This is a genomic window from Parerythrobacter lutipelagi (assembly GCF_005434975.1).
In the GTDB taxonomy this organism is placed as follows: Bacteria; Pseudomonadota; Alphaproteobacteria; order Sphingomonadales; family Sphingomonadaceae; genus Parerythrobacter_A; species Parerythrobacter_A lutipelagi.
The window spans coordinates 260,063-285,104 of the sequence record NZ_SKCJ01000001.1 but is presented as its reverse complement, the minus strand read 5'-3'; the positions used below and the strand labels follow the sequence as shown (position 1 = coordinate 285,104).

Annotated in this window: 27 protein-coding genes; 17 read left to right on the top strand and 10 right to left on the bottom strand. The window is 61.7% G+C overall.

Translation table 11 applies throughout. From position 1 onward, the window contains the following. Positions 1-150 precede the first annotated feature (150 nt). Positions 151-1,068, top strand: coding sequence for a TolB family protein (locus E0502_RS01435; RefSeq protein WP_240048810.1), 918 nt, complete (start codon positions 151-153; stop codon positions 1,066-1,068). Between the two features lie 31 nt (positions 1,069-1,099). Here the strand turns inward: E0502_RS01435 and E0502_RS01430 are convergent, their stop codons facing one another. Then, a complete protein-coding gene (locus tag E0502_RS01430; protein ID WP_137676202.1) occupies positions 1,100-1,390 on the bottom strand; it encodes a hypothetical protein in 291 nt (96 codons plus the stop codon). Between the two features lie 119 nt (positions 1,391-1,509). Between E0502_RS01430 and parC the strand changes: the two genes are divergently transcribed. Further along, entirely contained in the window at positions 1,510-3,834 is a 2,325-nt protein-coding gene (gene parC / locus E0502_RS01425) for a DNA topoisomerase IV subunit A (protein WP_137676201.1), read from the top strand. A 3-nt stretch (positions 3,835-3,837) separates the two neighbouring features. Here parC and E0502_RS01420 read toward each other — a convergent pair whose 3' ends face one another. The 5 genes from E0502_RS01420 to E0502_RS01400 form a co-directional block, all read right to left on the bottom strand. Beyond that, positions 3,838-5,019: a CCA tRNA nucleotidyltransferase gene (locus E0502_RS01420; RefSeq protein ID WP_137676200.1), complete on the bottom strand. Its 1,182-nt coding sequence runs from the start codon at positions 5,017-5,019 to the stop codon at positions 3,838-3,840. A gap of 22 nt (positions 5,020-5,041) precedes the next feature. After that, a complete protein-coding gene (locus E0502_RS01415) occupies positions 5,042-5,647 on the bottom strand; it encodes a CoA pyrophosphatase (protein ID WP_137676199.1) in 606 nt (201 codons plus the stop codon). Continuing rightward, positions 5,644-6,192 carry a DUF1285 domain-containing protein gene (locus tag E0502_RS01410; protein ID WP_137676198.1) on the bottom strand — a complete coding sequence of 183 codons (549 nt, stop codon included), beginning with the start codon at positions 6,190-6,192 and terminating at the stop codon, positions 5,644-5,646. Before E0502_RS01410 ends, E0502_RS01415 begins: the two co-directional genes overlap by 4 nt. A gap of 49 nt (positions 6,193-6,241) precedes the next feature. Next, complete coding sequence (locus E0502_RS01405; RefSeq protein WP_137676197.1) at positions 6,242-6,766, bottom strand: GNAT family N-acetyltransferase; 525 nt, start codon at positions 6,764-6,766, stop codon at positions 6,242-6,244. 64 nt (positions 6,767-6,830) lie between these two features. Then, positions 6,831-8,024 (bottom strand): PQQ-dependent sugar dehydrogenase, encoded by a 1,194-nt coding sequence (locus E0502_RS01400; protein ID WP_137676196.1) that lies wholly within the window; start codon positions 8,022-8,024, stop codon positions 6,831-6,833. Here E0502_RS01400 and E0502_RS01395 point away from each other — a divergent pair. The 5 genes from E0502_RS01395 (at position 8,023) to folP (ending at position 13,582) form a co-directional block, all read left to right on the top strand. After that, positions 8,023-8,646 (top strand): ribonuclease HII, encoded by a 624-nt coding sequence (locus E0502_RS01395; RefSeq protein WP_137677471.1) that lies wholly within the window; start codon positions 8,023-8,025, stop codon positions 8,644-8,646. The genes E0502_RS01400 and E0502_RS01395 overlap by 2 nt on opposite strands. Before the next feature lie 27 nt (positions 8,647-8,673). Further along, on the top strand, positions 8,674-9,600 hold the full coding sequence (locus E0502_RS01390) for a calcium/sodium antiporter (RefSeq protein WP_137676195.1): 927 nt from the start codon (positions 8,674-8,676) through the stop codon (positions 9,598-9,600). Positions 9,601-9,834: 234 nt separating this feature from the next. Next, the gene (locus tag E0502_RS01385) at positions 9,835-10,998 is read left to right on the top strand and encodes a site-specific DNA-methyltransferase (protein WP_192895899.1); all 1,164 of its coding nucleotides are present in this window, start codon (positions 9,835-9,837) and stop codon (positions 10,996-10,998) included. 469 nt (positions 10,999-11,467) lie between these two features. Further along, positions 11,468-12,190 (top strand): hypothetical protein, encoded by a 723-nt coding sequence (locus tag E0502_RS01380; protein ID WP_137676194.1) that lies wholly within the window; start codon positions 11,468-11,470, stop codon positions 12,188-12,190. A gap of 261 nt (positions 12,191-12,451) precedes the next feature. Further along, positions 12,452-13,582: a dihydropteroate synthase gene (gene folP, locus E0502_RS01375; RefSeq protein ID WP_137676193.1), complete on the top strand. Its 1,131-nt coding sequence runs from the start codon at positions 12,452-12,454 to the stop codon at positions 13,580-13,582. 20 nt (positions 13,583-13,602) lie between these two features. Here the strand turns inward: folP and E0502_RS01370 are convergent, their stop codons facing one another. From E0502_RS01370 to E0502_RS01360, 3 genes are read right to left on the bottom strand one after another with little or no spacing between them, the layout of a single operon-like run. Then, positions 13,603-14,382, bottom strand: coding sequence for an SDR family NAD(P)-dependent oxidoreductase (locus E0502_RS01370; protein WP_137676192.1), 780 nt, complete (start codon positions 14,380-14,382; stop codon positions 13,603-13,605). 40 nt (positions 14,383-14,422) lie between these two features. Next, the gene (locus E0502_RS01365) at positions 14,423-14,881 is read right to left on the bottom strand and encodes a hypothetical protein (RefSeq protein ID WP_137676191.1); all 459 of its coding nucleotides are present in this window, start codon (positions 14,879-14,881) and stop codon (positions 14,423-14,425) included. 12 nt (positions 14,882-14,893) lie between these two features. Beyond that, positions 14,894-16,315 (bottom strand): sigma-54-dependent transcriptional regulator, encoded by a 1,422-nt coding sequence (locus E0502_RS01360; RefSeq protein ID WP_137676190.1) that lies wholly within the window; start codon positions 16,313-16,315, stop codon positions 14,894-14,896. 209 nt (positions 16,316-16,524) lie between these two features. Here E0502_RS01360 and E0502_RS01355 point away from each other — a divergent pair, with 209 nt between their 5' ends. The 6 genes from E0502_RS01355 (at position 16,525) to E0502_RS01330 (ending at position 20,318) form a co-directional block, all read left to right on the top strand. Beyond that, positions 16,525-16,647 carry an aa3-type cytochrome c oxidase subunit IV gene (locus E0502_RS01355; RefSeq protein WP_137676189.1) on the top strand — a complete coding sequence of 41 codons (123 nt, stop codon included), beginning with the start codon at positions 16,525-16,527 and terminating at the stop codon, positions 16,645-16,647. 13 nt (positions 16,648-16,660) lie between these two features. Beyond that, positions 16,661-17,782, top strand: a complete 1,122-nt coding sequence (locus E0502_RS01350) for an NAD(P) transhydrogenase subunit alpha (protein WP_137676188.1) — start codon at positions 16,661-16,663, stop codon at positions 17,780-17,782. Between the two features lie 120 nt (positions 17,783-17,902). Further along, entirely contained in the window at positions 17,903-18,271 is a 369-nt protein-coding gene (locus E0502_RS01345; protein ID WP_137676187.1) for a hypothetical protein, read from the top strand. After that, on the top strand, positions 18,272-18,556 hold the full coding sequence (locus E0502_RS01340; RefSeq protein ID WP_137676186.1) for an NAD(P) transhydrogenase subunit alpha part 2: 285 nt from the start codon (positions 18,272-18,274) through the stop codon (positions 18,554-18,556). Then, the gene (locus E0502_RS01335; RefSeq protein ID WP_137676185.1) at positions 18,556-19,998 is read left to right on the top strand and encodes an NAD(P)(+) transhydrogenase (Re/Si-specific) subunit beta; all 1,443 of its coding nucleotides are present in this window, start codon (positions 18,556-18,558) and stop codon (positions 19,996-19,998) included. Before E0502_RS01340 ends, E0502_RS01335 begins: the two co-directional genes overlap by 1 nt. Beyond that, positions 19,998-20,318, top strand: coding sequence for a hypothetical protein (locus E0502_RS01330; RefSeq protein ID WP_137676184.1), 321 nt, complete (start codon positions 19,998-20,000; stop codon positions 20,316-20,318). The genes E0502_RS01335 and E0502_RS01330 overlap by 1 nt, the downstream gene beginning before the upstream one ends. Here E0502_RS01330 and E0502_RS01325 read toward each other — a convergent pair. Continuing rightward, a complete protein-coding gene (locus E0502_RS01325; protein WP_137676183.1) occupies positions 20,315-20,728 on the bottom strand; it encodes a DUF2147 domain-containing protein in 414 nt (137 codons plus the stop codon). The two genes, E0502_RS01330 and E0502_RS01325, sit on opposite strands and share 4 nt — an antisense overlap. 97 nt (positions 20,729-20,825) lie before the next feature. On the opposite strand from E0502_RS01325, the gene E0502_RS01320 reads away from it, so the two are divergent. The 4 genes from E0502_RS01320 to E0502_RS01305 all read left to right on the top strand — a co-directional run bounded on the left by E0502_RS01320 (position 20,826) and on the right by E0502_RS01305 (position 25,028). Continuing rightward, complete coding sequence (locus E0502_RS01320) at positions 20,826-22,040, top strand: parallel beta-helix domain-containing protein (RefSeq protein ID WP_240048808.1); 1,215 nt, start codon at positions 20,826-20,828, stop codon at positions 22,038-22,040. Beyond that, positions 22,037-23,062: an SO2930 family diheme c-type cytochrome gene (locus tag E0502_RS01315; RefSeq protein WP_240048807.1), complete on the top strand. Its 1,026-nt coding sequence runs from the start codon at positions 22,037-22,039 to the stop codon at positions 23,060-23,062. The genes E0502_RS01320 and E0502_RS01315 overlap by 4 nt, the downstream gene beginning before the upstream one ends. Positions 23,063-23,251: 189 nt before the next feature. Next, positions 23,252-24,232, top strand: a complete 981-nt coding sequence (locus tag E0502_RS01310; protein WP_338047301.1) for an alpha/beta fold hydrolase — start codon at positions 23,252-23,254, stop codon at positions 24,230-24,232. 97 nt (positions 24,233-24,329) lie between these two features. Beyond that, on the top strand, positions 24,330-25,028 hold the full coding sequence (locus tag E0502_RS01305) for an aspartate/glutamate racemase family protein (protein ID WP_137676182.1): 699 nt from the start codon (positions 24,330-24,332) through the stop codon (positions 25,026-25,028). Positions 25,029-25,042: the final 14 nt, after the last annotated feature.

Sequence of the window (25,042 nt, the reverse complement as noted above, 5' to 3'; positions counted from 1 at the left end):
TATGTTTTAGCAATGCGCGAAAGCGGGACTCGTTCCGCGTGTGCGCTCGACCGTGGTCAGGGGACGACGGGCCGAGAGGGGCCCGGCCAGATGAGCCAATTGGACCCGGCCGGTTCGCCTGCTAGAGCGGAGCGAACAGAGGAGATTGCCGTGCCGATACGCCACCTTGCCCTGACGCTTTTCGGATGCGCGATGCTCTCGCTGCCAGCCTATGCGCAGGAACCGGATGAGGATGCGCCGCCGCCGGCATTTCCGGAAACTGAAATCTTCCTGTTCGACTATGACGCTGGCAGCTTGGATGATGCGCTGTCGAACGGCCGGAACGTCACCCAGCGGGCGGGCTATGACAACCAGCCGTACTTCACCTCAGGCAGCGCGACCTTCCTCTATTCGCGCGATGACGGGACGCAGACCGATATCTGGGAGTACAATATCGCACGGGGTACCCACACGCAGATCACCCGCACGCCCGAATCCGAATTCTCGCCCACGCCCTCGCCCGACAACCGGACGATCACCATGGTGTTCGAGCGCAACAATTCGATCTGGCAAATCGACCGCAGCGCGCCCGATGCGCCGGAATGGGTGCTGGAGACCGCCGGGGTGACTGAGCCGGTCGGCTATTTCGCGCGCAATCATGATAGCGGCGATCTACTCTACTGGTCGCGCTATGGCTTCAACGTCGCGCTGACCAGCACCGACAAGGCCGCCTATCACTTCATCAGCGGCCACGCCGTCCCCTCGACCCCGCATGTGATCCCGGGCAGCGCAGAAATCAGCTTCGTCCACCGCCAGACCAACGAGGAAGTGTGGATCAAGGAATTCAACCCGGAGAACCGCGCGATCCGCCCACTGACGCCGCTGGCCGGCACGAACGCCAACTACACCTGGACCCCCGACGGCGCGATCCTGCAGATCGAGGATGGCAAGGTTCACCGCTGGAGGGAAGGCGGGAAGGGCTGGGAGGTGATTGCCGACCTTGGCGAGTATGGCATTGCCTCGGCGAACCGGATTGCGGTCAGCCCGGATGGAAAGCGAATTGCGGTGGTGGGGATGGTGGAAGAGTAGGGTTGTCCGCTAACGGCCCCTTTGCGGACTTTCACGGTTTTTTGCTTTGAACCTTGAGAGCCTCTCGGATTTCCTCTCGGTCGCGGATGAAATACGGAAAGGCCCAAGCGTAGAAGTCTGCTTCTTGCTTGGCGAGTTCTTCCCGTCCCTCTAGATCGAGAGACTGACTCCAAATGCTATAAAATCCCTCAATGGCTTCGTCTGAAGGCTCTCCTCCAGCGGCAAGCCACGCGTCGATGAAATTGCCACAGCAGTCCACGAGCCCCGAGAAATCACTCGGGTCTTCGTCAACGAACTTCGCAAGGACGGAGTAGTCAGCCATTCGCTGAGTGTAAGCTAGCGATTGTCAGCTTCCCACTCCATTTTCAGTCCATCGTGCGCCGCCAATCCTGTGGAAATCCCTCTCCCTAGTCCCGCGCCTCCTTGCTAGACGCACAGCCAATGTCTGATCCGACCGAAATCACTGAGCCCGATCCGTTCGACGCCATCGTCGATGCGCCATTCGATTCCGCGCTGTCCGAGCGTTATCTTGTCTATGCGCTGTCGACCATCACCGCGCGGTCGCTGCCCGACCTGCGCGACGGGCTGAAGCCGGTCCATCGCCGCCTGCTGTGGACCATGCGCCAGTTGAAGCTCGATCCGACCAATGCGTTCAAGAAAAGCGCGCGCGTGGTGGGCGAGGTTATCGGCAAGTACCACCCGCACGGCGATGTCGCGGCGTATGATGCGATGGTTCGCCTCGCGCAGGATTTCGCGCTGCGTTATCCGCTGGTCGAAGGGCAGGGGAACTTCGGCAATATCGACGGCGATAACGCCGCCGCCTATCGGTACACCGAGGCGCGGCTGACGCGTACGGCGATGAATTTGATGGCCGGGCTGGACGAAGGCACGGTCGATTTCATCCCGACCTACAATGGCGAGGAAGAAGAGCCCGAGCTGATGCCGGGGCTGTTCCCCAATCTGCTGGCCAATGGCGCAAGCGGGATTGCGGTCGGCATGGCGACCAATATCCCGAGCCACAATGTCCACGAAATCATCGATGCGACGCTGGAGCTGATCGACAACCCCCATGTCGAACACAGCCGGTTGATGGAAATTTTCAAAGGCCCCGACCTGCCAACCGGCGGATTGATCGTCGACAGCCCGGAAGCCATCTCCAACGCTTACGAGACCGGGCGCGGCAGCTTGCGCATTCGCGGGCGGTTCCATGCTGCGGAAGCCGACAAGGCCGAAGACCGCGATGCCGGGATCGAACGGCTCGGCGGCGGGCAATGGCAATTGGTCATCAGCGAAATCCCCTATCAGGTCGCCAAGGGCAAGCTGATCGAACAGATCGCCCAGCTGATCGCCGACAAGAAGCTGCCGATTCTAGAGGATGTGCGCGATGAAAGTGACGAGAACATCCGCCTCGTGCTGGTGCCGCGCAGCCGCAATGTCGATCCGGAACTGCTGAAGGAATCGCTTTACAAGCTGACCGACCTGGAGACGCGCTTCGGGCTCAACATGAATGTGCTCGACGCGCAGCCGGGCATGGGGCGCACCCCGATGGTCATGGGGCTGAAGGAACTGCTGGCCCATTGGACGGCGAGCCAGATCGACATCCTCCAGCGCCGCAGCCAGCACCGCCTTGACCAGATCGCCCGGCGGCTGGAGCTGGTCGAAGGCTATATCGTCGCGTTCCTCAACCTCGATCGGGTGATCGAGATCATCCGCACCGAAGACGAACCCAAACCGGTGATGATGGGCGAATTCGGCATCACCGACCGGCAGGCAGAAGCCATCCTCAACATGCGCCTGCGCAGCTTGCGCAAGCTGGAGGAGATGGAACTGCGGCAAGAGAAAGACAAGCTGCTGGAAGAGCGCGACGGGCTTGAGAAGCTGCTCGGTTCGCCTGCCCGTCAGCGCACGCGGCTCAAACGCGACCTGACCAGCCTGCGCAAGGAATATGCCGAAGACACCGTGCTCGGCGCACGCCGCACGACCATTGCGGAGGCCGCGCCGACCGTCGAGTTCAACCTGGACGCGATGATCGAGAAAGAACCGATTACCGTCGTGCTGAGCAAGAAAGGCTGGGTCCGCGGCGCGAAGGGGCATGTCGATCTGTCCGCGTCCAAGGACGGCATGGGCGATTTCAAATACAAGGAAGGTGACGGTCCAGCGTTCGCCGTCCATGCGCAAACCACCGACAAATTGCTGATCGCTGCCGACAATGGCCGGATCTACACCTTGGGCGGCGACAAGCTGCCCGGGGCGCGCGGCTTCGGCGAACCGATCCGCAACATGCTCGATATCGATGCCGAAGCGCAGATCGCCGGACTGGTGCTGCACAGGCCGAAGGGGCAGATGCTGCTGGCCGCGACAACCGGCAAGGGCTTCGCCGTCGTCACCGATGAAATTCTGGCAGAAACGAAAAAGGGCAAGCAGGTCGTCAACCTCAAGGGCGATGCGAAACTGCGCGTCGTCCGCGAGATTGCCGAGGTGCATGACCATGTCGCGGTAGTCGGCGACAACCGCAAGCTGGTGGTTTTCAGCATGGAAGAACTGCCGATGCTTGCGCGCGGGCAGGGCGTAATGCTGCAACGCTACCGCGACGGCGGGTTGAGCGATGCGATCACTTTCACGCTCGAGGAAGGCCTCAGCTGGACCATGGGCGGCAAGGGCGACCGGACGCGGACCGAGAACGATATCTGGCAATGGAAGGTCGCACGCGGGGCCGCAGGACGCCTGCCGCCGCAGGGCTTCCCGCGCGACAACACGTTCGATTAGGTATCAGGAGCGGCTGGACAGTGCCTCGTCCAGCAACGCTTCGACGCGCGCACGGTCAGGGAAACCTTCCGCCACCCACCGGTCTTCGACCGTGCACAGAATGCGTGCCACTTCCGGCCCGGCCTGCACGCCGCGCTGGACGATCTCGCCGCCTTTGAGCGGCAATTGCGGCGCAATCCAGCCGTGCAACTGCGCAGTATCCGCATCCGCCAGCAACAGCCGGTCAACCGCGCATTCCATTCCTTCGCGATAGGCCAGAGCGCGCGGGTCTGCTGCATCGGCGGGCCCGCGTTCGGCAGCGCAGACCAGACGCTCTTTATGTGCCCGCGACAGCCGCAGCCGGGCGGCGACTGTCACCACGACCGGGCGCAGCGACGGCAAGAGCGCGGCGAGCCGGCGGATCGGGTCGGGCGCGATGCTTTCACGCGCTTCCGCCGCGACAAGAGTTTGGAGCCGCGACAATTCGTGCTTGCCGCTTTCCGGCAGGATCACCTGCAGCACACCAAGCTGGCGCATCCGCGCAACCGTCGGTGCCGGATCGGGCAGGGCAAGCAGATTGAGCAGCTCCATCGCCACTCGCTCGCGGCTCAGGCCCTTGAGCGTCCCGGCAAGCTCTTCGCACGCCGCTTCGGCCTGCTCGTCCAGTGCAGCGCCGAACCGCGCCTGGAAGCGGAAATAGCGGAGGATACGTAGGTGGTCCTCCCGAATTCGTTCATGCGCATCACCGATGAATCGAACACGGCGGGCTGACAGGTCTCCCATCCCGCCGAAATAGTCCGAAATCTCAAGCGTTTCGGGGTGCGCATATAGCGCATTTATCGTGAAGTCCCGCCGCGCGGCGTCCTCTTGCCATTCCTGTGCAAAGGCCACCGTCGCGCGGCGGCCATCGGTTGTCACATCCTTGCGCAGCGTAGTCACTTCGACCGGGCCTTCGGGCAGGATTGCCGTGACAGTGCCGTGATCGATACCGGTCGGGACAGTGCGGATGCTCGCCGCCTTGCACAGCGCGATCACCTCTTCGGGCAGATGGGTGGTCGCAGCATCGACATCCTTGACCGGCAAATCGAGCAGCGTGTCGCGCACCGCGCCGCCGACCCAGCGCATGTTTACCGCGCCCAAGGCCTCCACCAGCTGCGCGCAGTCTGCGCGCTGGGTCCAAGCGGCGGGGGGCAATGTTTCGGCCATGGCGGGCTGATAGTCGCTTGCGTCAGCCGCGCCAAGCAAGCCGGCGCGAAAGATTGACGATGATCGCTGCAGTCACGCCCCAAATGCGGAAGCCATTGTGGTCCATTTCAAGATAGCGCCGGTTTGCGCCGCGCCAGAACACTTCGTTCTCGGTCCAGTTCTCGCGGTTCATCACCAGGTCGAGCGGCGCTTCGAACCATGCCTCCACTTCACGCGGGTTGGGTGTGAGTTCAAGATCGGGCGGAATCACACCAAGCACCGGCGTGATATCGAACCCCGTTCCGGTCTGGTATCGGTCCGTGCTGCCGATCAGGCGGACGTGATCGCGCTGCAGGGCAAGTTCTTCTTCCGCTTCGCGCAAGGCGGCTTCGACCGCATCTTCGCCCGGGTCGATCTTGCCGCCGGGAAAGGCAACCTGCCCGGGATGGTCGCGCAGATAGTCAGGCCGTTTGGTCAGGATCACGCCCGGTCCGCCATCGTCGTCTGCGCGGTCGGTCACCGCGATCAGCACGGCTGCATCTGCAGTGCGGCTTGCATCGGCAAAGCGCGCGTCGGTCAGGAGGTCCGGTATCTCCCGCTGGTGCCCATCCTCGAACAGGCGAACCATGCGGTCGAACAGCGCGCTCATTCAGGCAACAGCGAAAACATTTCGCCAAGGCTGTCTACGGTCCAGTCATCGCCCCGCGCCAGAGCGATCTCCGCCAGCTGCGCATAGGTGCTGCGGTTGAGCCGCGCTTCGCATCCGCGCCGCACCATGAGGTAAATTGCCGGCGTGTCCGGACTGCCCCCCGCGCGCAGAGGATTGTCCGGGCCGGCGATGACCAATTCATCCGTGTTAATCCGGAAGGCGAGGCCGCCATCCGCGCGAGAGACATCGGTGGCGATAAACGGCGCATCCTCGACATCGATCGTCAGTTTTTCGAACGGGGTCACCAGCCAGTGCTGCCCGGTCACATCGCGCGTGAGCAGGCCGGCGAACGCACGGACCATCGCCGTTCGGGTGATTTCGCCCCCTTGATGGTACCATCTTCCGTCAGCGGCAATGCGCATCTCGCTATCGCCGCTGCGTTCCGGCGCCCAGCCTTCGACCGGGGGGAGCTTGCGCGCGGCCACTTGCTCGGCAATTTGCGCGAGGGTCAGTCCGGCGAGTTCAGGGGGCGGTTCATAGGGCATTGGTGTTCTGGTGGCATAACGCGCCAGCTACGCCAAGGCTCCCGATTTTTCAGCCCTGCCACGGCCCCAGCATACCCTTGGCCGGCAAGACCGCAGGATTTGCGCATCGCACAAGCAGCCGTTCGCGCTCGAACGGGCCGGGGCAATGCCAGGCTTGCGTCGGAGCTGCGGCAAAACCGAAGAAGCGGCCATAATAGTCCGGATCGCCAATCATCACCTGCGGCAAGGCGGGCGCGGCGTTGCCGGCAGACGTTTCGACCGCTTCAAGCGCAGCAATCATCAGCATCTTGCCGAACCCTTCGCTTTGCCGTTCGGGCACCACGGCGACGGGGCCGACCATGAGCATGGGATGCTGGCGACCATCGGGATCGGTCAGTGCGACCGGCCACAGCTGGATCGTGCCGACGAGATATTCCTCGGTATCGAGCGCGGCGAAGCTAAGTGACGGCAGCCAGTCCGTCCCAGTGCGGATACGGTAAGCGGTGCGCGCATGGCGTTCGGGCCCGAAAGCCCGATCGAGCAATTGTTCGACCAGTTCGGGATCGATCGCGGCAAGGGGGACAAGCGTCGCCATGGCGCGCGCCGATAGGGCGGGCCGTGCAGGCTGTCGACGAAATTCGCCTTGAAGCCGACTTTGCCTAGCTTGCCGGGGTCAGCCGCAAGAGACGGCCGCCATCGCCATCTTCGAGCACATAGAACGCACCATCCGGTCCTTCGAGCACTTCGCGCAGGCGATTGTCGAAATCGTAGCGTGCTTTCTCGACGACCTTGCCGCCGTCGAATCCGAGATGGATCAGCGCCTTGCTTTTGAGACCCGCGACAATCGCATCGCCCTTCCAGTCGCCAAACAGGGCTCCATTGATGAAGGTGAAGTCACCCGGCGCGATCACCGGGGTCCAGCCGATGGCAGGGGCCTTGAATTCAGGGCGCGTCGCATGGTTCGGAATGTTGTCGTTGTCGTAGTGAATGCCGTCGGAAACGACCGGCCAGCCGTAATTGGCTCCGCGCTCTACGCGGTTGAGTTCGTCGCCGCCTTTCGGCCCGTGTTCGAGATCCCACAATTGACCGGAAGAATCGAATTGCAGGCCGAGGATGTTGCGGTGGCCCCAGGACCAGATTTCATCGCTGGGCGAACCCTGCGCAGCCAGCGGATTGCCCGCTGCCGGTGTTCCGTCCAGGTTGAGGCGGACCACGGTGCCCAGCGTGTTGGAGGCATCCTGCGCCGGTTCCATTTTCTGCCGGTCGCCGCTTGCGACAAACAGATATTTTTCGTCTGGCGAGAATGCGATGCGATGCGAATAGTGGCCGCGACCGGTGACCTTGGGTGCCTGGCGCCAGATCACTTCCAGCCCCTCAACACTGCATGTGTCGGCAGCGGCGCAAACAAGTTGTCCGCGGCCGACCACTGCGCCGCGCGTGTTGTTGTCGCCCGCTTCGGCCCAGCTCAAATAAATCGTGCGGCCCGTCGCATCGTTACCCGCTTCGCTTTCCAGGAAGGCGACATCGCCGAGTCCGCCCTGGCCGCCGTAATCGACGTCAGGCAATCCGGTCACGGTGCCGAGCTTGCCGGTCGATACATCGACGAACTTCATCGTGCCGGGCTTCTCAGTGATGAAAATCCGGTCGCTGCCCGGCGCAATGGCCGCAGCCCAAGGCTCGTTGAAGCTTCCGTGTTCGGTCATGGAAAACGGCCCCATCTGCGTCGCTTCCGGCGAACTCGCAGCGGGCGAGGGCGTCTCGCTGTCCCCCGAAGTTGCATAGCCGCAACTTGCGAGCGCAAGCGTGGCCGGGGATAGGATGAGCGCAAGGCGATATTTTTTCAGCATGATCATGACCTTTGGAACACCCGATACGGCATTTGGTTTCCCGACGCGAATTTTTGGCGTCGACGAGGCAGGCCGCGGGCCGCTGGCGGGGCCGGTTGTCGCGGCTGCGGTTGCGCTGTGCGAACCGTGCCCGCCCGGGGTCGACGATTCCAAGAAACTCACGCCGGCCAGGCGCGCCAGGCTGGATCTCGCCATCCGGGAAAGCTGCGCCTGGGCGGTCGGCGTGGTCGGGCCGGAAGAGATCGACCGGATCAACATATTTGCCGCCACCATGCTGGCGATGACCCGTGCCGTCGAAGGCCTGGCGGGGGCCCTCGCAACCGCGCCGGAGGAAGTGCTGATTGACGGCAACGCAACACCGGCGGGGCGGGTCGAGGGATGGCGCTGGCCGGCCCGCGCCATTGTTGGCGGTGATGCGCTGGAGCCGGCCATATCCGCCGCCAGCATCGTGGCCAAGGAATGGCGCGACCGGATCATGCTCGACGCGGCCGAAGTGCATCCGGAGTACGGCTGGGAACGAAACAAGGGCTATGGGACAAAGGAACATATGGCGGCCCTGCACCTGCACGGACCAAGCCCGCTCCACCGGCGAAGTTTCGCCCCCGTCTCGCAAATGTCGCTTCTATAAACTGGCATAGGCACTACATCGGCGCGCATGCTTGCTTCGATTCTCTTGTGCCTTGCGGGGCTTGTCGGTCTGGCGGTCGGCGGCGAATTTCTCGTGCGCGGGTCGGTCGGTATCGCGAAACGGCTCGGCGTATCCGATCTGGTGACCGGCCTGGTCATTGTCGGCGCGGCCACATCGATGCCGGAAATGGTCGCCAGCGTCGAAGCCGCCTTGCTTGGTTCGCCCGAGCTGGCGTGGGGCAACATTGTCGGCTCCAACATCGCCAACACCCTGCTGATCCTGGGCGTGGCCGCGCTGGTCATGCCGATCATGCTGACTGGCACGGGCAAACGCGATGCGGTCATTGCCTTGATCGCTTCCCTGGCACTGTGGGGGATCACCTTTATGCAGACAGGGTCGATCTGGATCGGTGTTGCGCTGCTCGCCGGACTGATCGCTTACATATACTGGCGCTATAACCATCCGCGCCCGGATGATAATGATGAGGATGAAGCCGAAGTGGTCCTCGCCATCCACTGGTCGCTGGTGGCTTTCCTGGTCGGCCTCGCGATGCTGGTGGCGGGCGGTACTGCGCTGGTCAGCGGTGCGATCGACCTGGCCCGATTGTTCGGGGTCAGCGAGACGGTGATCGGCCTGACCGTGGTTGCGATCGGGACCTCGCTGCCCGAACTCGCGGCGTCCGTCGCGGCTGCCTTGCGCGGCAAGCCGGGATTGGCACTGGGCAATGTGCTCGGCTCGAACATCTACAACATCCTGCTGATCGGCGGGGTGACCATGATCGTCGCCCCGGTCGCAGTGCCCGCCAGCCTGCTGACCTACCAATTGGTCCTGCTGGCGGTTTCCGCGCTGGCGCTGCTGGTGCTGCTGGCAACGGCCAAGCAGATCGGACGCGTGGTCGGGGCGGGGCTGGTCGTATTGTTTGCCGTGAACACCGCGATGGCGCTCACCGGCTGAGCGATCGCCCGCGGACGAGACTAAACCGCTCAGGTGAGTCCGCAGCGCAACACCCCATCATGTCGAGTCCCGCAAAGCCTATGGGACTCAACATCTTGTGGGGGACTCTTTATGTTCCGTCCCAAGGACAGTGTGGTTAGCAGCCCGTTAACCATACTCTGCGAGAATTCCGTCCTTGACGCGGAGTCCGCTAGGACTCACCCTGTGGATAACTACAGGCAAGGGGAATTACGGATGGGGGTCATCGAGACCACGAAAACGCGCGCGGCTCGTACAATGGGCGCGCGCACGACGAGGGCAGCGAAAGCGCCCGCGGTATCGCTGGCGGATTTGCCGCTGGGGCAGATCCTGAACGGCGACTGCGTGGAAGCGATGCGGCGCATTCCCGATGCCTCGATCGATCTCGTGTTTGCCGATCCGCCCTACAACTTGCAGCTCGGCGGCGATCTCAACCGGCCCGATGGCAGCCATGTGGACGCGGTGACCGATCACTGGGACCAGTTCGACAGCTTCAAGATCTATGACGATTTCACCCGTGACTGGCTGATCGAAGCCAAGCGCATTCTCAAGCCGGACGGCGCGCTGTGGGTAATCGGCAGCTATCACAACATCTACCGCGTCGGCGCGATCCTGCAGGATCTGGGCTTCTGGATCCTCAACGACATCGTGTGGCGCAAATCGAACCCGATGCCCAATTTTCGCGGCACCCGCTTCACCAATGCGCATGAAACGCTGCTGTGGTGCAGCCAGGGCGAGAAAGCGAAATACCAGTTCAATTACCGCACGATGAAGACGCTGAACGATGAACTGCAGATGCGCAGCGACTGGGTTCTGCCGATCTGCAACGGCGGCGAACGGCTGAAGGAAGGCGGGCACAAGGTCCACCCGACGCAGAAGCCCGAAAGCCTGCTCTACCGCGTGCTGTTATCGACCACGGAGAAGGGCGACGTCGTGCTCGACCCGTTCTTCGGCACCGGCACCACCGGCGCGGTCGCCAAGCGCCTCGGCCGCCACTGGATCGGCTGCGAGCGCGAAAGCATTTACCGCGACGCCGCGCTCAAGCGGATCGAGAAGGAACTGCCGCTGGATGAAAGCGCGCTGGTCACCATGCAGGCCGGCCGCAGCGCCCCCAAGGTGGCCTTCGGCGCGCTGGTGGAGAACGGCTATCTCAAACCAGGCACGCAGGTGTTCGACAAGAAACGCCGCTGGATCGCGACAGTGCGGGCCGACGGGTCGCTCGCCTACGAGAAACAGACCGGCAGCATCCACGGCCTCGGCAAGGAATTGCAAGGCGCCCCCAGCTGCAACGGCTGGACCTTCTGGCACTACGAGGACGGCGGCGAGGTGAAACCGATTGATGCAGCGCGGCAGCTGTATCTGCTGGCGGTGGAGGATTAAAAAATGGCCTCGCCGAGGCGAGGCCAGGAATTGTAGGGAGGCGCACATGCTAGTTGCGCCGAAGTTTAAGGCAGTTGACTAGCGCGAACGCCAATGAGCCCGGACAAATTCACGGCGACCGAACCGAATACGGCTGTATGCACAAACATGAACCATGTCGCATTTTCCTTGCGGTTGGCGAAGGAACATGCGAATCACAAAGGGCAAACGGTGCGATCACAGCGGTTCCTCCGCTAGGTTGTTCCAGGGGTCGGCCTTCGGGTCGGCCCTTTTTCGTTCCGGCTTTCACTACCGGTAGCGACTAGTCATCTGTCATAGCATGCACCTCGCAATCTGCGCCCCATTTGAGGTCGCAGCAACCTAACAGCACACCTGCAAACTTTCGTCAACCTACTAACCAAACTGCCTGTGGGTTTCTCTTGACTCTGACCGTTTAAGGGTTCAGGCGTGCGAGACTAGGAGACTTAAAATGGCTAGATTGCGAAGCCCTAATTTTCCCGCCACTAACCTGCAGGATGCAGTTAAGGTGGTGCAATCTATATATGACAAGAACCGCAAGGCGGTTATCATGCGTGAAGACGCCGCAAAGGACGTGGGCTATTCCGGGCTTACAGGACGTTCGCTGCAAGTGCTGGGCGCTCTCGTCCAATATGACCTTCTAGAGAACACTTCAAAAGGCGAGTGCCGTGTCACTCAGATTGCTGAAAACATACTGCACGGAATCCCCGAGGAGACCAAGAAGGAGGCGTTGCGGAAGGCAGGTCACGCACCAACGCTGTTTCAAGCAATTTTCGACCGATTCGAGGGCGAGATACCGGGAGAGAACGCGGTTCGATCTTTCCTGATTCAAAATGGTTTCACAAATGATGGGGCTGACAAAGCCCTCAAGAACTTCCTTTCAACTATTCGCTTTCTGGAAGAAAACGGCGTTTTTGAGGAATCGGATAACGGTGGTGATGAACCTGCTAGCGAGGCGGTACCGGACGGCACTGGTCCGAATGTTGGCATAACTGATCCTCCTAGTGTTGTACAAAATCCGCCAGCGGGCGGGCAGCTTGCCGGCGAGACCAATTTGGATTTCAATCTCAGCTCCTCCGGATTAGTTCTGGCTGGCGGAACTAATTCGGCGACCGAACTGCAAGCATTCATAAAGAAGTTAGAAGCCTTGGTTTTGCTACTCCCAGACGAATAGCCCAAGATGATTGTGGACATCTGCGCTCACTTTCCTACACCCGGCGCCGCCGCTACCATGCCCGCATGACCAACCAACGCCCCTCCCGCACCAACCCGATTCCAACCCTTGGACTGTGTTCCATGTGTTCCAATTGCTCAGCTTTCTCAGCCGAAAGCTGAACGAGGTGGGCGGGCGGCATGCAACGAACCAGCGGAAATGCGCGCAAAACCGGGGGCGGGGGGAGTGTCAAGCGTGTCAACACCCCGCTAGGAACGCGGCATGAGCGAACAGGTATACATCCGCCCCGTCGGTGCCACACCCGGCCCCCAATCCGAGCATGGCGATGCCGTGCGATTGGCGGGCGGCATGGTCTATGCGCACCGTTTCGCGGTGATTGTGCGCGATACTGGAGAAAGGGATGGCTCGCTGGTCACCGATCGCTGGCTCGCCTCCCCCGAGACGATCGACGATGTGCTGGGCGATTTGCCCGACAGCGTCAGAGCGGAGGCCGAGCGGCAGTGGACCGCGCTGCGCTTTGCCCATCCGGCCTTGCAGCTTGGCGAGCGGATGGTGCAGCTCGACCAGCCGCAGGTGATGGGTATCCTCAATGTCACGCCCGACAGTTTCAGCGACGGCGGCCAGTTCCTCGATGATCCGGAGGCGGGCAAGGCGCATGCCTCGGCCATGTTGGAAGCGGGCGCGGCGCTGATCGATATCGGCGGAGAGAGCACCCGGCCCGGCGCTGCAGCGACCTGGGAAGGCGACGAACTTGAACGGGTGATCCCGGCGGTCGAATACTGCTCTGCGATGGGCGCGGCGGTCAGCGTAGACACGCGGCGGGCTGGCGTGATGGAGGCCGCGCTCGATGCCGGGGCGCATGTGGTGAACGATGTTTCCGCCTTGCGCCACGATCCGCGCAGCCTCGAACTGATGGCCTCGCGCGATTGCCCGGTGGTGCTGATGCACGCGCCCGGCGATGGCGACGATCCGCATGCCGATGGCGGCTACACCAATGTCGCCTTCGACGTGTTCGACACCCTGAAAGAACGGCGCGATGCGGCGATCGAAGCGGGGATCACCCAGTCGCGCATCGTGCTCGATCCGGGCATCGGCTTCGGCAAGTCTCTGGCGGAGAACCTCAGCGTTCTGAACGCTCTGCCGATGTACCACGCGCTCGGCTGCCCGCTGCTGCTGGGTGCGAGCCGCAAACGGATGATCGGCGCGTTGAGCCACGAGGCACCGGTCGAACAGCGCCTCGGCGGCAGCATCGCGCTCGCCATCGCGGGGATGAATGCGGGCGTCCAATTGCTGCGTGTCCACGACGTTGCCGAGACGGTGCAGGCGCGAAACGTGTGGCGCGGCCTGCGCGACGCGGCGTTGACCGATTTCAGCGAATTGCCCGGGGATTAGGGCGATGACTAACCCGATGACTAGCCCGGCGAAGCGGCGGAGCCTGCCAGCAGCCCGCCGTCGAGCGTAAGTTCGGCCCCGGTCATATACGCGCTCTCGTCGCTGGCGAGGAACACGCACAGCGCAGCGACTTCTTCGATCGTGCCGAAGCGTTTGAGCGGGGTGTCGGCGACCAAGGCGGCCATCTTCGCTTCGCGGTCCGGCCCGTCGCCCAGCATCGGCTCCCAGATCGGAGTCAGGATCGCGGCGGGGTGGACGGAATTGCAGCGGATGTTCCAGCCCTGCTGCGCGCAATAGAGCGCAACCGACTTGGAATGGTTGCGAATGGCCGCCTTGCTCGCCGCATAGGCCGCCGCGCCGGGAATGCCGACAAGGCCCGAACGGGAGGACATGTTGATGATCGATCCTGCGCCTGTGGCCTTCATCGCGCGGATCGCATAGCGGCAGCCAAGGAAAGTGCCGTCCGTGTTGACCGCATGCACCGCATGCCAGTCGGCCAGCGAGGCATGCTCCGGATCATGCGGGCCGGGAGAGCCTTCGAATCCGGTAATGCCTGCGTTGTTGACCAGCACGTCGATTGCCGGGTCCGATTGTTCAAGATCGAACCACTGCGCTTCATCGCGCACGTCGAGAACCGCGAAATCGCAGTCGATGTCCGTCGCTGCCGCACGCCCGGCGGCTTCGTCGATATCTGTCAGCAGGACCGATGCGCCGCAGCGAGCAAAAGCTTCGCAAATGCCGCGTCCAATCCCGCTTGCGCCTCCGGTCACGACACACCGCTTGTTCTGAAGCCCTACCATCGCTCCGGCATAAGCAAGCGCCCACGTCAGTGCAAACCGATTAGCGCTGTACGATACGCTCCATCAGCGTGCCGAGGGTCTGAGCCATCCATTCCGCGTCCACATTCTCGTACAGCGTGTGGATCGGATCACCCTGTTCGACAGCGAAGCTGCTGCGTTCGATCGATCCGATCGCAGCGACTGCGCGGCCCTTGTCGAGCGCCATGCCGAGGCCGGCGATGCGCTGGCCGTGAACCTTGATCACGAAGCGCTTTGAATTGCCTTCGCCGCCTTCTTCGTTGATCTCGATGTCACTGCGGTCCTCGACCGCGCCCTTGACCAGCTCGACCAAGCGCAGAAGCTTGGGCATCTCGTCACGGCCCCAGCGCATGCGTTCGAAATTGCCGGCATCAACCTTGTGCGACAAGCGGTCGAGCGCGTCCTGAAGCGACTTCCGGTCAATCGCTTCGCCGCTGTCTCCATTGTTGGCGACTGAGGGTGAGATGGGTCCGTCAACCATGTTTGATATGTCCTAGGCCGCGTTGTCTATGCCAAGATCGGCGAGTTTGCGGTAAAGCGTCGAGCGTCCGATACCGAGCCGGCGAGCGACTTCGGTCATGCGGCCGCGGTAATGGCCGATGGCAAGGCGGATGACATCGGCTTCGATTTCTTCGAGCGGGCGCAAATTGCCATCCGCCGAATAGAGCATCACGCCGACACCTTCCTGCATCGGATTGCGTGCTTCTTCCTCAATTTCTCCGAGCAGTTCGGACAATTGCGGGAAGCTGTCCGCGCCCAGGGTTTCGCTCTCGCAATAGACCGCTGCGCGGAACAACACGGCCTGCAGCTGGCGGACATTGCCCGGCCAGTCGAAGGCGGACAGCAGCGAAAGCGCGCTGTCGCTGATTGACAGCGGCCGCAGGCCAGGCTGGTCGCCGATGAGGCCGAGGAAATGGCGGGCGAGCGCCGGAATATCACCGGTCCGCTCGCGAAGCGGCGGCATGGTGATCTTGGTCTGCGAGATGACTTCGAGCAGGTCGGGATGGAAATAGCCCTGATCGTTGAGATCGGCGAGCGGCAAGTTGCTGGCGCACAGAACTCGCACGTCGATCTTGAAACCGTGGTTTGCACCAAGCGGCCGGACAATACCGCTGGCGAGCGTTTCTGCCAGGCGTGCTTGAAGTTCCTCGCTCAGACGGTCGACTTCATCGAGAACCAGCGTGCCGGAGTCGCAATGTTGCAGAGCGCCGATCTGCCTGTCGAACGCGCCGGGAAAGGCGTTTTGTTCATGTCCGAAAAGGACAGATTCGATCGAATTGGCGGGAACACCGCGCACATTGATCAGCCGGTAGGGTGCCTTGGCGCGCGGACTGGCGGCATGCATCGCGCGCAGCAGCATTTCCTTGCCTGTACCGCTTTCGCCTTCGATCAGGACATTGCCATGGTTGCGCGCAGCCTTGGCGGCCTTGGCGAGAGCTGTGCGGAAATTGGGCGACGTTCCAATCATCGAATCGAAATCGAGCACCGGTGCAAGTTTTTCGGTCAGCGGCTGGAGTTCGTCCTTCGGCGCTTCGTTCTTGGTTGCGCTGCGCAGAGCCAGCATCAACCGGTCCGGCGCGACTGGCTTGATCAGGTAATCATTCGCACCTGCCCGCATCGCCTGCACCGCGAGCAGCGGAGAGGCACTGGCGGTGAGCACGAGGATCGGCAGAGCAGGGCGGCGTTCTTTCAGTTCCGCGATCAGCTCGCAGGCATTCTCGCCAGGTACCCACTGGTCGAGGATTATCGCGGACAGTTGCATGCCCTGCCGCGTGCCAAGCGTTGCTATAGCGGTTTCGGAATCGGACACGACCAGCGTGCGCCAACCTTCGCGAGCGGCGAGCGCGGTGATCAACCGGCTCTGTGCCGGTTCATCGTCGATCAGCATCAAGAGGCGAGATACTTCGTCCGCCATAATTCCCCTTCCGCCAACTTACCGACAACCGTTTTAGTCGTCCCAAGGTGAAACAAGCGTCCCGTTTAGGGGCAACGGGTAAAGACGCGATTAAGGCTGTGAGACCTTTTGGGATGATATGGCGGAGCACTTGAAGCCGCTCTTGATGCCAAGGCTCCCGCGCGATAGACCGCGGCAACGAATATCAACTTAAGAAGGATTATCGCCCGATGGCCGGCAATGACATCAAAGCAGCGGAAAAGACCTACGACAGCTTTATCGGTTCGCTCAAATGGTCCGTGCCGCTGATCGCTCTGATCACGGCAATCGTTGTCATTCTGATCGCCGACTGATCTCGATCAGCACTTGCGGATAGCAGCCCTAAAGGAACGCGCCCCGGGCGAAACGCGCGTCGCCGTCACACCTGAAACGGTGAAGAAATTCATCGCGCTTGGTGCAACTGTCGCGGTCGAGGAAGGCGCAGGTATCGCTGCGGCTTTTTCCGACGATGCCTATCGTGAAGCGGGTGCAGATGTGCTGGCTGCCAGCAAAGTGGTGGAGGGTGCGGATATCGTGCTCGCCGTTCAGGCCCCCGATGTCGGTGACCTGAAGTGCGCGAAACCGGGTGCATGGATCGCGGCAACCTTTGATCCGTTCGGCCAGAGGGATCGGGTGGACGCTTACGCTCAGGCGGGGCTCGAAGCCTTGAGCATGGAATTCATGCCGCGCATCACGCGCGCGCAGAGCATGGATGTGCTCTCCAGCCAGTCCAATCTGGCAGGCTACAAGGCGGTCCTGGCATCCGCCAACCAGTTCGGCCGGGCTTTCCCGATGATGATGACCGCCGCCGGCACGGTCCAGGCGGCACGCGTGTTCGTCATGGGTGTCGGTGTTGCGGGTCTCCAGGCCATCGCGACGGCCAAGCGGCTGGGCGCGCAGGTTTCCGCGACCGATGTGCGCTCGGCGACGAAGGAACAGATCCTGTCGCTCGGTGCAAAACCGGTGTTCGTTGAAACCGTAGAGGGTATCGAAGGCGAAGGTTCGGGCGGCTATGCCACCGAAATGAGCGAAGAATACCAGAAGGCGCAGGCTGAATTGGTGTCGAGCCATATCGCCAAGCAGGACATCGTCATCACCACCGCGCTGATCCCCGGAAGGGCTGCACCACAGCTGATCAGCGACGCGCAGATTGCGAGCATGAAGCAAGGCAGTGTGATCTTCGATCTGGCAGTGGCGCAAGGCGGCAATGTCGAAGGTTCCAAGCCTGATGAACTAGTCGAAAAGCATGGCGTGACGATCATGGGCTACGCCAACACCCCGGCACATCTGGCCGCTGACACGTCCGCGCTGTTCGCGCGCAACCTGTATAATTTCCTCTCTGCGTTCTGGGACGCAGAGGCGGGCAAGCCAGTGCTCGACGAAGAAATCGGTGACGCCATCCGCCTGACGCAGGGCGGCAAGGTGGTGAACGAGAGGCTGGCTGGGTGAGGAACCGAAGCCCTGAAGCCCAACCGAGAGCCGAAATCTAGCGCCGATGGACCGCATCCAGCGCCCGTCGAGCCTCGTAGCTCCGTCCAGTGATACGGTATCGCTTGAGGAGTTCGTGAGATGAGAAAGATTGTGATTTCGCTGATGGGAGTCGCCCTGGTCGCTGCCAGCCCCGCCGAGGAAGGGGCCGCGGCGCTGTCCGGCGATTGGGTGGTCGACCTGCGCCTTTCGCTCGATGATGAAGCCTATACCCAGCCAATGACCCTGACCGTCGCAAGTGATGGCGTGGTGACGGGCAGCTTCTACAACAGCGAGATATTGGCCGGCAGGGTAGGGACTGCGCAGAACCGCACCTGCGTCGCGTTCCGCACATCCGACGGCAGCGGACTGTATCACACGTCGGGCTGCCTGGTTGATGGCAAAATGGTCGGCCAGACCTGGTCGGAAGGCCGCAACTTTGTTCTGCCCTGGACGGCGGAGAGGAAATAAATGGACTTCATAGGCATTCTTTCGATCTTCGTGCTGGCGTGCTTCGTCGGCTATTACGTCGTCTGGTCGGTCACACCTGCGCTGCACACGCCGCTGATGGCGGTGACCAATGCGATTTCGAGCGTGATTATCGTCGGTGCGCTGATCGCTTCGGCTGAGGCAGGCAGCGATATTGCCAAGTGGCTCGGCCTTGCAGGTGTGGTGCTGGCGAGCGTCAATATCTTCGGCGGTTTCGCTGTCACCGAGCGAATGCTGGCGATGTACAAGAAGAAGGAGAAGAAGTGATGCTCGACTTCCTCTCCACCGCTACCGATGGTGGCAGCGTGAACCCCTGGGTGCCGCTGGCCTATCTCGTGGCGGGCGTGTTCTTCATCCTCGCTTTGCGCGGTCTTTCGTCGCCATCTACGAGCCGGACCGGCAACCGCTTCGGCATGATCGGTATGTTGATTGCCGTGGTAACGACGCTGGTCACGCATGACATCGCGAATATTGTCGAGATCGGCATAGCGATTTTCGTCGGCGGTGCTTTCGGCCTAGTGGTCGCCCGCCGTATCGCGATGACGCAGATGCCCGAATTGGTCGCAGCGTTTCACTCACTGGTCGGGCTTGCCGCGGTGCTGGTGGGCTGGGCTGCCTATCTCAATCCGGGCGCTTTCGGGCTGCTGACAGCGGATGGCGGTATCGGTGCAGTGAGCAAGGTCGAGATGGGTCTGGGCATCGCTATCGGTGCGATCACCTTCTCCGGTTCAGTCATCGCTTTCGCCAAGCTGTCAGGAAAAATGAGCGGTTCACCGATCCTGCTGCCGGGCCGCCATATCATCAACCTCGGTACGCTCGCGGCGATCATCGTGCTTACCGCGCTGTTCGCCATGGCTGCGCCATCTGAAACTCTGCCGCTGATCGTCGCGATGACGGTTGCGGCCTTTATTATCGGCTTCCTCCTGATCATCCCGATCGGCGGGGCGGACATGCCGGTCGTCGTTTCGATGCTCAACAGCTATTCGGGCTGGGCAGCGGCGGCGATGGGTTTCACGCTGGGCAATTCCGCGATGATCATAACCGGCGCGCTGGTCGGTTCCTCGGGCGCGATCCTTAGCTACATCATGTGCCGCGCGATGAACCGCAGTTTCATCAGTGTGATCGCAGGCGGCTTCGGTGCCGATGCGAGTGCAGCCGGTGGCGGCGGGGGCGAACAGCGCCCTTACAAGACGGGCAGCGCAGAAGACGCGGCCTTCATGCTCGAGCAGGCGGAAAAGGTCATCATCATCCCCGGTTACGGCATGGCGGTGGCGCAGGCACAGCACGCCTTGCGCGAAATGTGCGACCTGCTGGAAGAGCAGGGTGTCGAAGTGAAATTCGCCATCCACCCGGTCGCAGGCCGCATGCCGGGGCACATGAACGTGCTGCTGGCTGAAGCTTCGGTCGACTATGATAAAGTCTTTGAGCTGGAGGACATCAACAGCGAATTTGCGCAGGCCGATGTCGCCTTCATCATCGGCGCGAACGATGTGGTGAACCCGGCCGCGAAGACCGACAAGTCCAGCCCGATCTACGGCATGCCGGTGTTCGATGTGGACAAGGCGAAGCAGGTCTTCTTCATCAAGCGCAGCATGGGCGGCGTCGGCTATGCCGGGGTCGATAATGACGTGTTCTACATGGACCAGACCGTGATGCTGCTGAGCGATGCGAAAAAGATGGTCGAAGGTATCGTCAAGGCGCTCGATTGATGCGCGCTCTCGCCCTGTCGCTGTGCGCAGCGCTTTTCGTTACCGGGTGCGTCGAGAAGATCGCTGAGAGCCGGGTCAAATCGGCGCTGCAGGAAGCGGGCCTGTCCGAACGCAATTCATCCTGCATGGCCGGGCGAATGGTCGACCGCTTGACGATTTCCCAGCTGCGCAAGCTGGAAAACCTCAAGCCGCGTGAAGGCGAGCCGAGAAAGCCGGCCACCCTCAGCGGCTATGTCGAGCGCGTGCGCCGGGTCGGCGATGCCGAGGTGCTGACAGTCACGTCGAGTTCGGCAGCGCTATGCGCCGTGGGTCTGGGTTAGGCTTTCGACCAGGTCACCGTGCGGCAGATAATCAGCACGCAGCCTTTGACCTTCAACTGGTTGCCGACCCGCTTGATGTCGGCATTGAAATAGCGTCCGTCTTGCGGGCTGTAACCCTTGCCTTCGTAGCTGCTGCCATCGGGCGTCAGGTTCCAGAAAATCCGCAGGCCGAGCAATTTGCGGTCCCGCAATGAAGCCTTCGGATTCTCTGTGTCGCGTGCGCCCCCTGCCGGTTCAGCCACAAGAAAGCGGTCGATCTTGCCGCACATGGCCTTGCCGCATTCATAGAAACTGATGATCGATTTGCCGTCGTCGGTCTTCCATTTGCCCGCAATGGAGGCGGGCGCAGCTGCGGCGGGCATGGCTAGCGCGGTGCAGGCAGCGGCGGCAACGATCATAATCTGTTTCATGGCAATTCCTTATCCGGCATTCTCGCCAACGAGCGAGGGAGCGGCTTGGTTTCAACTTCATTTTGTCGCACAGTAGCGCGAATTGGGAGAGAATAGGATGACGAGACTGAACCTGACCTGTGTTGCAAGCGCGATGGCCTTGCTCGCTGCGACACCTGCATTGGCCGAAACGATCACGGTGGAAGCGGGCGAAGGCGCGCAAGAACGGCTGCAAGAAGCGCTGATCCTAGCGGGCGAGGGCGACGAAATCGTTCTTGGGGCTGGACGCTTTGCGTTGACCGACGGGCTCAGCCTAGATGTTGATGGCGTGACTTTGCGCGGTGCAGGCATGGATGAAACCGTGCTGGACTTCACCACGCAGCAAGGCGCGGGCGAGGGTCTGCTGGTGACAAGCGACAATGTCACCCTGCGCGATTTTGCACTGGAAAACCCCAAGGGTGACGGAGTGAAATCGAAAGGCGCGGACATGATCGTCTATAGCCGGATCCGCGTGACCTGGACCAACGGGCCGGACCCGGACAACGGCGCCTATGGCATTTATCCGGTCGAGAGTACCGGAGTACTGGTGACAGGCTCTAAGGTATCCGGCGCTTCGGACGCAGGGATCTATGTCGGCCAAAGCAGGGATATCACCGTCCGCAATTCGATTGTTGAAGCGAATGTGGCGGGGATCGAAATCGAAAACAGCCGCAACGCGCTGGTCGAGAACAATATCGCCACCCGCAACACTGGCGGGCTGCTGGTGTTCGACCTGCCGAACCTGCCGGTTATGGGCGGCGGGAATGTCATCCTGCGGCAGAACCTGGTGGTCGACAACGACACGCCAAATTTCGCCCCTCCCGGCAATATCGTAGCGGGCGTGCGGCGCGGGACGGGCATTCTTGTGATGGCCAATGACAGCGTGCTGATCGAGCACAACCTGCTGGAGAACAATCCGACAGCGCATGTGATGGTCATCGCCTATACGCAGCCCTTCGATGATGCGACCTACAACCCCTATGCGCGCAATGTCGTGGTCGGGGAAAACCACTTCGGGCGCGGTGGAGACGATCCGCAGCTCGATGGTGGCGAGATGTTGGTCGCAGCTTTTGGCGGTGCCTTGCCACCGGTCATGTGGGACGGGGTGGTCGAAGACGGCAACGGACTGACTGTGGTTGACGGGGTGCAGGGCTGGACGCTCAACCTGACGACACCGGGCCAGGACCTGGCAACCGCTAAGCCAGCCCCGCTGAATGTTGCGGAGCCATCGTTCGTGTTCGATTACGATTCAGTCGGTGCCCCTGCCGCATTGGCAGCGCGACTGAAACCGTGAATTGGCGCAACGCCCTGGTCCTCGTCGCCGCTGCGGCAAGCCTTGGCGCGGCCGCACTGGCAGCGCCTTTGCGGGCGCCGGTGATGGTCGATGATGTCGCGGTCAGCGAAACCAGGCTGCCGCGCAAGCTATCGGACTTCGGCTTCTTTTCCGATCCTGCCGCGCAGGTGCCGGCCGCCAATGTCACACCCTATCGCTTGAATGTGCCGCTCTATTCCGACGGGGCGGACAAGCTGCGCTTTCTCTATCTGCCGGCCGGGACACAGGCACGCTCGATGGGGGAGGATTTGCTCGACCTGCCGGTTGGCGCGGCGCTGATCAAGACCTTTGCTTTTGGTGAAGGCGCAGACCGGCGGCTGGTTGAAACCCGTGTTTTGCTGCACCGTTCCGATGGCTGGCTGGCGCTGCCATACCGCTGGAATGATGACCAGACAGACGCCGCGTTGGCGGTTGCCGGGGCGCGGATCGATCTCGCCACTCCGCGCGGAGAGGCGATCAGCTACCGGATACCCAACAAGAACCAGTGCAAGGAATGTCACGGGCTGAACGGGGCAGTGGTGCCGATTGGACCGAAGGGCCGGAATCTGTCGGCGGACTGGCTTGGGCACATGGTCGGCGCTGGCAAGCTCGACACGATGGACGACGGGATGGACACCATGCCGCTGTGGGAATCGCGCGATACCATGCCCGCGTCTCAGATGGCGCGTGCCTATCTCGACGTGAATTGTGCGCATTGTCACCGGCCCGGCGCGACCGCGTCGAACTCGGGCCTTGATCTGCGGCTGGAGCAGCGCGATGCGCAAGCAATCGGCATTATGAAGCGTCCGGTGGCGGCGGGTAGGGGTTCGGGCAATCTGCTGTTCGACATCGTGCCGGGCAAGCCCGATCAGTCGATCCTGCTGCACCGCATGGCCAGCCCCGAACCGGGTGTCGCGATGCCGGAGCTGGGCAAGGCAACCGTCGATCAGGACGGAGTTGATGTGGTGGAGCGGTGGATTGCCGAGATGAAGCCGGCAGCGTGACGATGACGGGAGCTTTCCTACATTGACCGCGTAGTGCTAGAGTTCTTGAATTATGCGAAATTCTCTCGATTTTCCTGCATTATGTCAGTCACTTGATGGCGATAGTTCGGACGGAACAATATCTGCCTTTGGACAGTGTTCCACTTGTTCCACATGCCCTGTGCAGTCGACGAACGGAGTGACTTGATCATGCTGAAATGGACCTTGCGCATCCTTGGCGTGCTGCTTGCACTCCTTGTCGTCGCGTTCCTCATCTTCCGTACGCCCGATACCGATCCGGCTCAGATGCGGGCGAAATACGGCGGTGAGCCGTCGCAATTTGTCACGCTGGACAGCGGCCTGGAAGTGCATCTGCGCGACGAGGGGCCACGCGATGCGCCGGCGATCATCCTGCTGCATGGCTCGAACGCGGATCTCCATACCTGGCAGCCGTGGGTCGAGGGGTTGAAGGCGGATTACCGGGTGATCCGTTTCGACCAGCCCGGGCACGGTCTGACCGGCGCGACCGCCGACGGTATCTACACCATCGAGACCTATGTCGAAACGATTGACGACGTCGCCGACGCGCTGGGCCTCGAGAGTTTCATCCTCGGCGGCAATTCGATGGGCGGTGGGCATACGCTGCACTACGCCATGGCCCATCCCGACAGGGTGCGGGCGATGATCCTGGTCGATGCATCCGGCCCTCCGCGGATGCAGAGCGCCGATGATGACGAGGGAGGCAACATCGGCTTTACGCTGGCCCGCACACCGGTGGTCAACCGGATCATGAAGCATATCACCCCGCGCAGCCTGGTCGAACAGAGCCTGTCGCAAAGCGTGAGCAACAAGGATGTCGTGACATCCGCAGCGGTGGATCGATACTGGGAACTGCTGCGCTATCCGGGCAATCGCGAAGCCACGATCTTCCGCTTTGGCCGGGATCACACCCCGTTGACGCCAGAACAGGCCAACAGTCTAGCGATCCCGGCCTTGGTGATATGGGGAGAGGAGGACGCACTTATACCGCTGGCTGCCGGTGAGTGGCTGGACGAGCACTTGCCAGACAGCGAGCTGGTGGCATTGCCCGGTATCGGCCATCTGCCGATGGAAGAAGCGCCTGAAGAGACGCTTGTCGCTTTGCGCAGCTGGCTTGCTGAACGGGGATTTGCTCCGGTCGATGGAAACTAATCCGACTTCACACGTTGAAGCCTGTTAACGCCAGGCAAAACCAGTTCATGGTTGGACAAATGACCGGACCTATGGCCCGGCAAGAAGGAGATGACGCGTGCGCAAACTGGGGATGATCGGAGGTATGAGCTGGGTCTCGACCCGCACTTACTATGAAACGATCAACCGAGCGGTTCAGAAGCGCACCGATGCGATGAGCAGCGCCCCTTTGCTGATCGAGAGTCTCGATTTCCGCGAACTCTATGGCCTGCATTCCGATGAAGACTGGGATCGGGCATCGCAGATCCTTGTGGATTCTGCGCAGCGTCTCGAAGCAGCAGGTGCTGAAGGTCTGATCATCGCGGCCAATTCCATGCACCGCGTGTATGACAAGATCGTTGATGCGATTGACATACCGGTGCTGCACATCGCTGACTGCGTGGGCCGGAAAATGGCTAGCGATGGCATGACGAACGCGGCATTGATCGGCACCCGCAACGTGATGACCGAAAGCTTCTACCGGCAGAGGTTGGTGAGCCACGGGGTCGATTTGCTGCCGCCCGACATGGTCAATGTCGAGATTCTCGACCGCTTCATCTACGACCAGCTGATGGTCGGCAAGGCGACCCGCGATGCCGAGCGCGCGCTGAAAACCATCATCACACAGAAAGAGCAGGCGGGGGCGAAAGCCATCGTGCTGGCCTGTACCGAGCTTGAGATGGTGGTCGACGTCAACGCCAATGTGCTGCCGATCTACGATTCTGCGCGCATCCACTGCGGTGCTGCTGCCGACTGGATATTCGGGCAAGACTTTTAAGACTGACGGCGTGT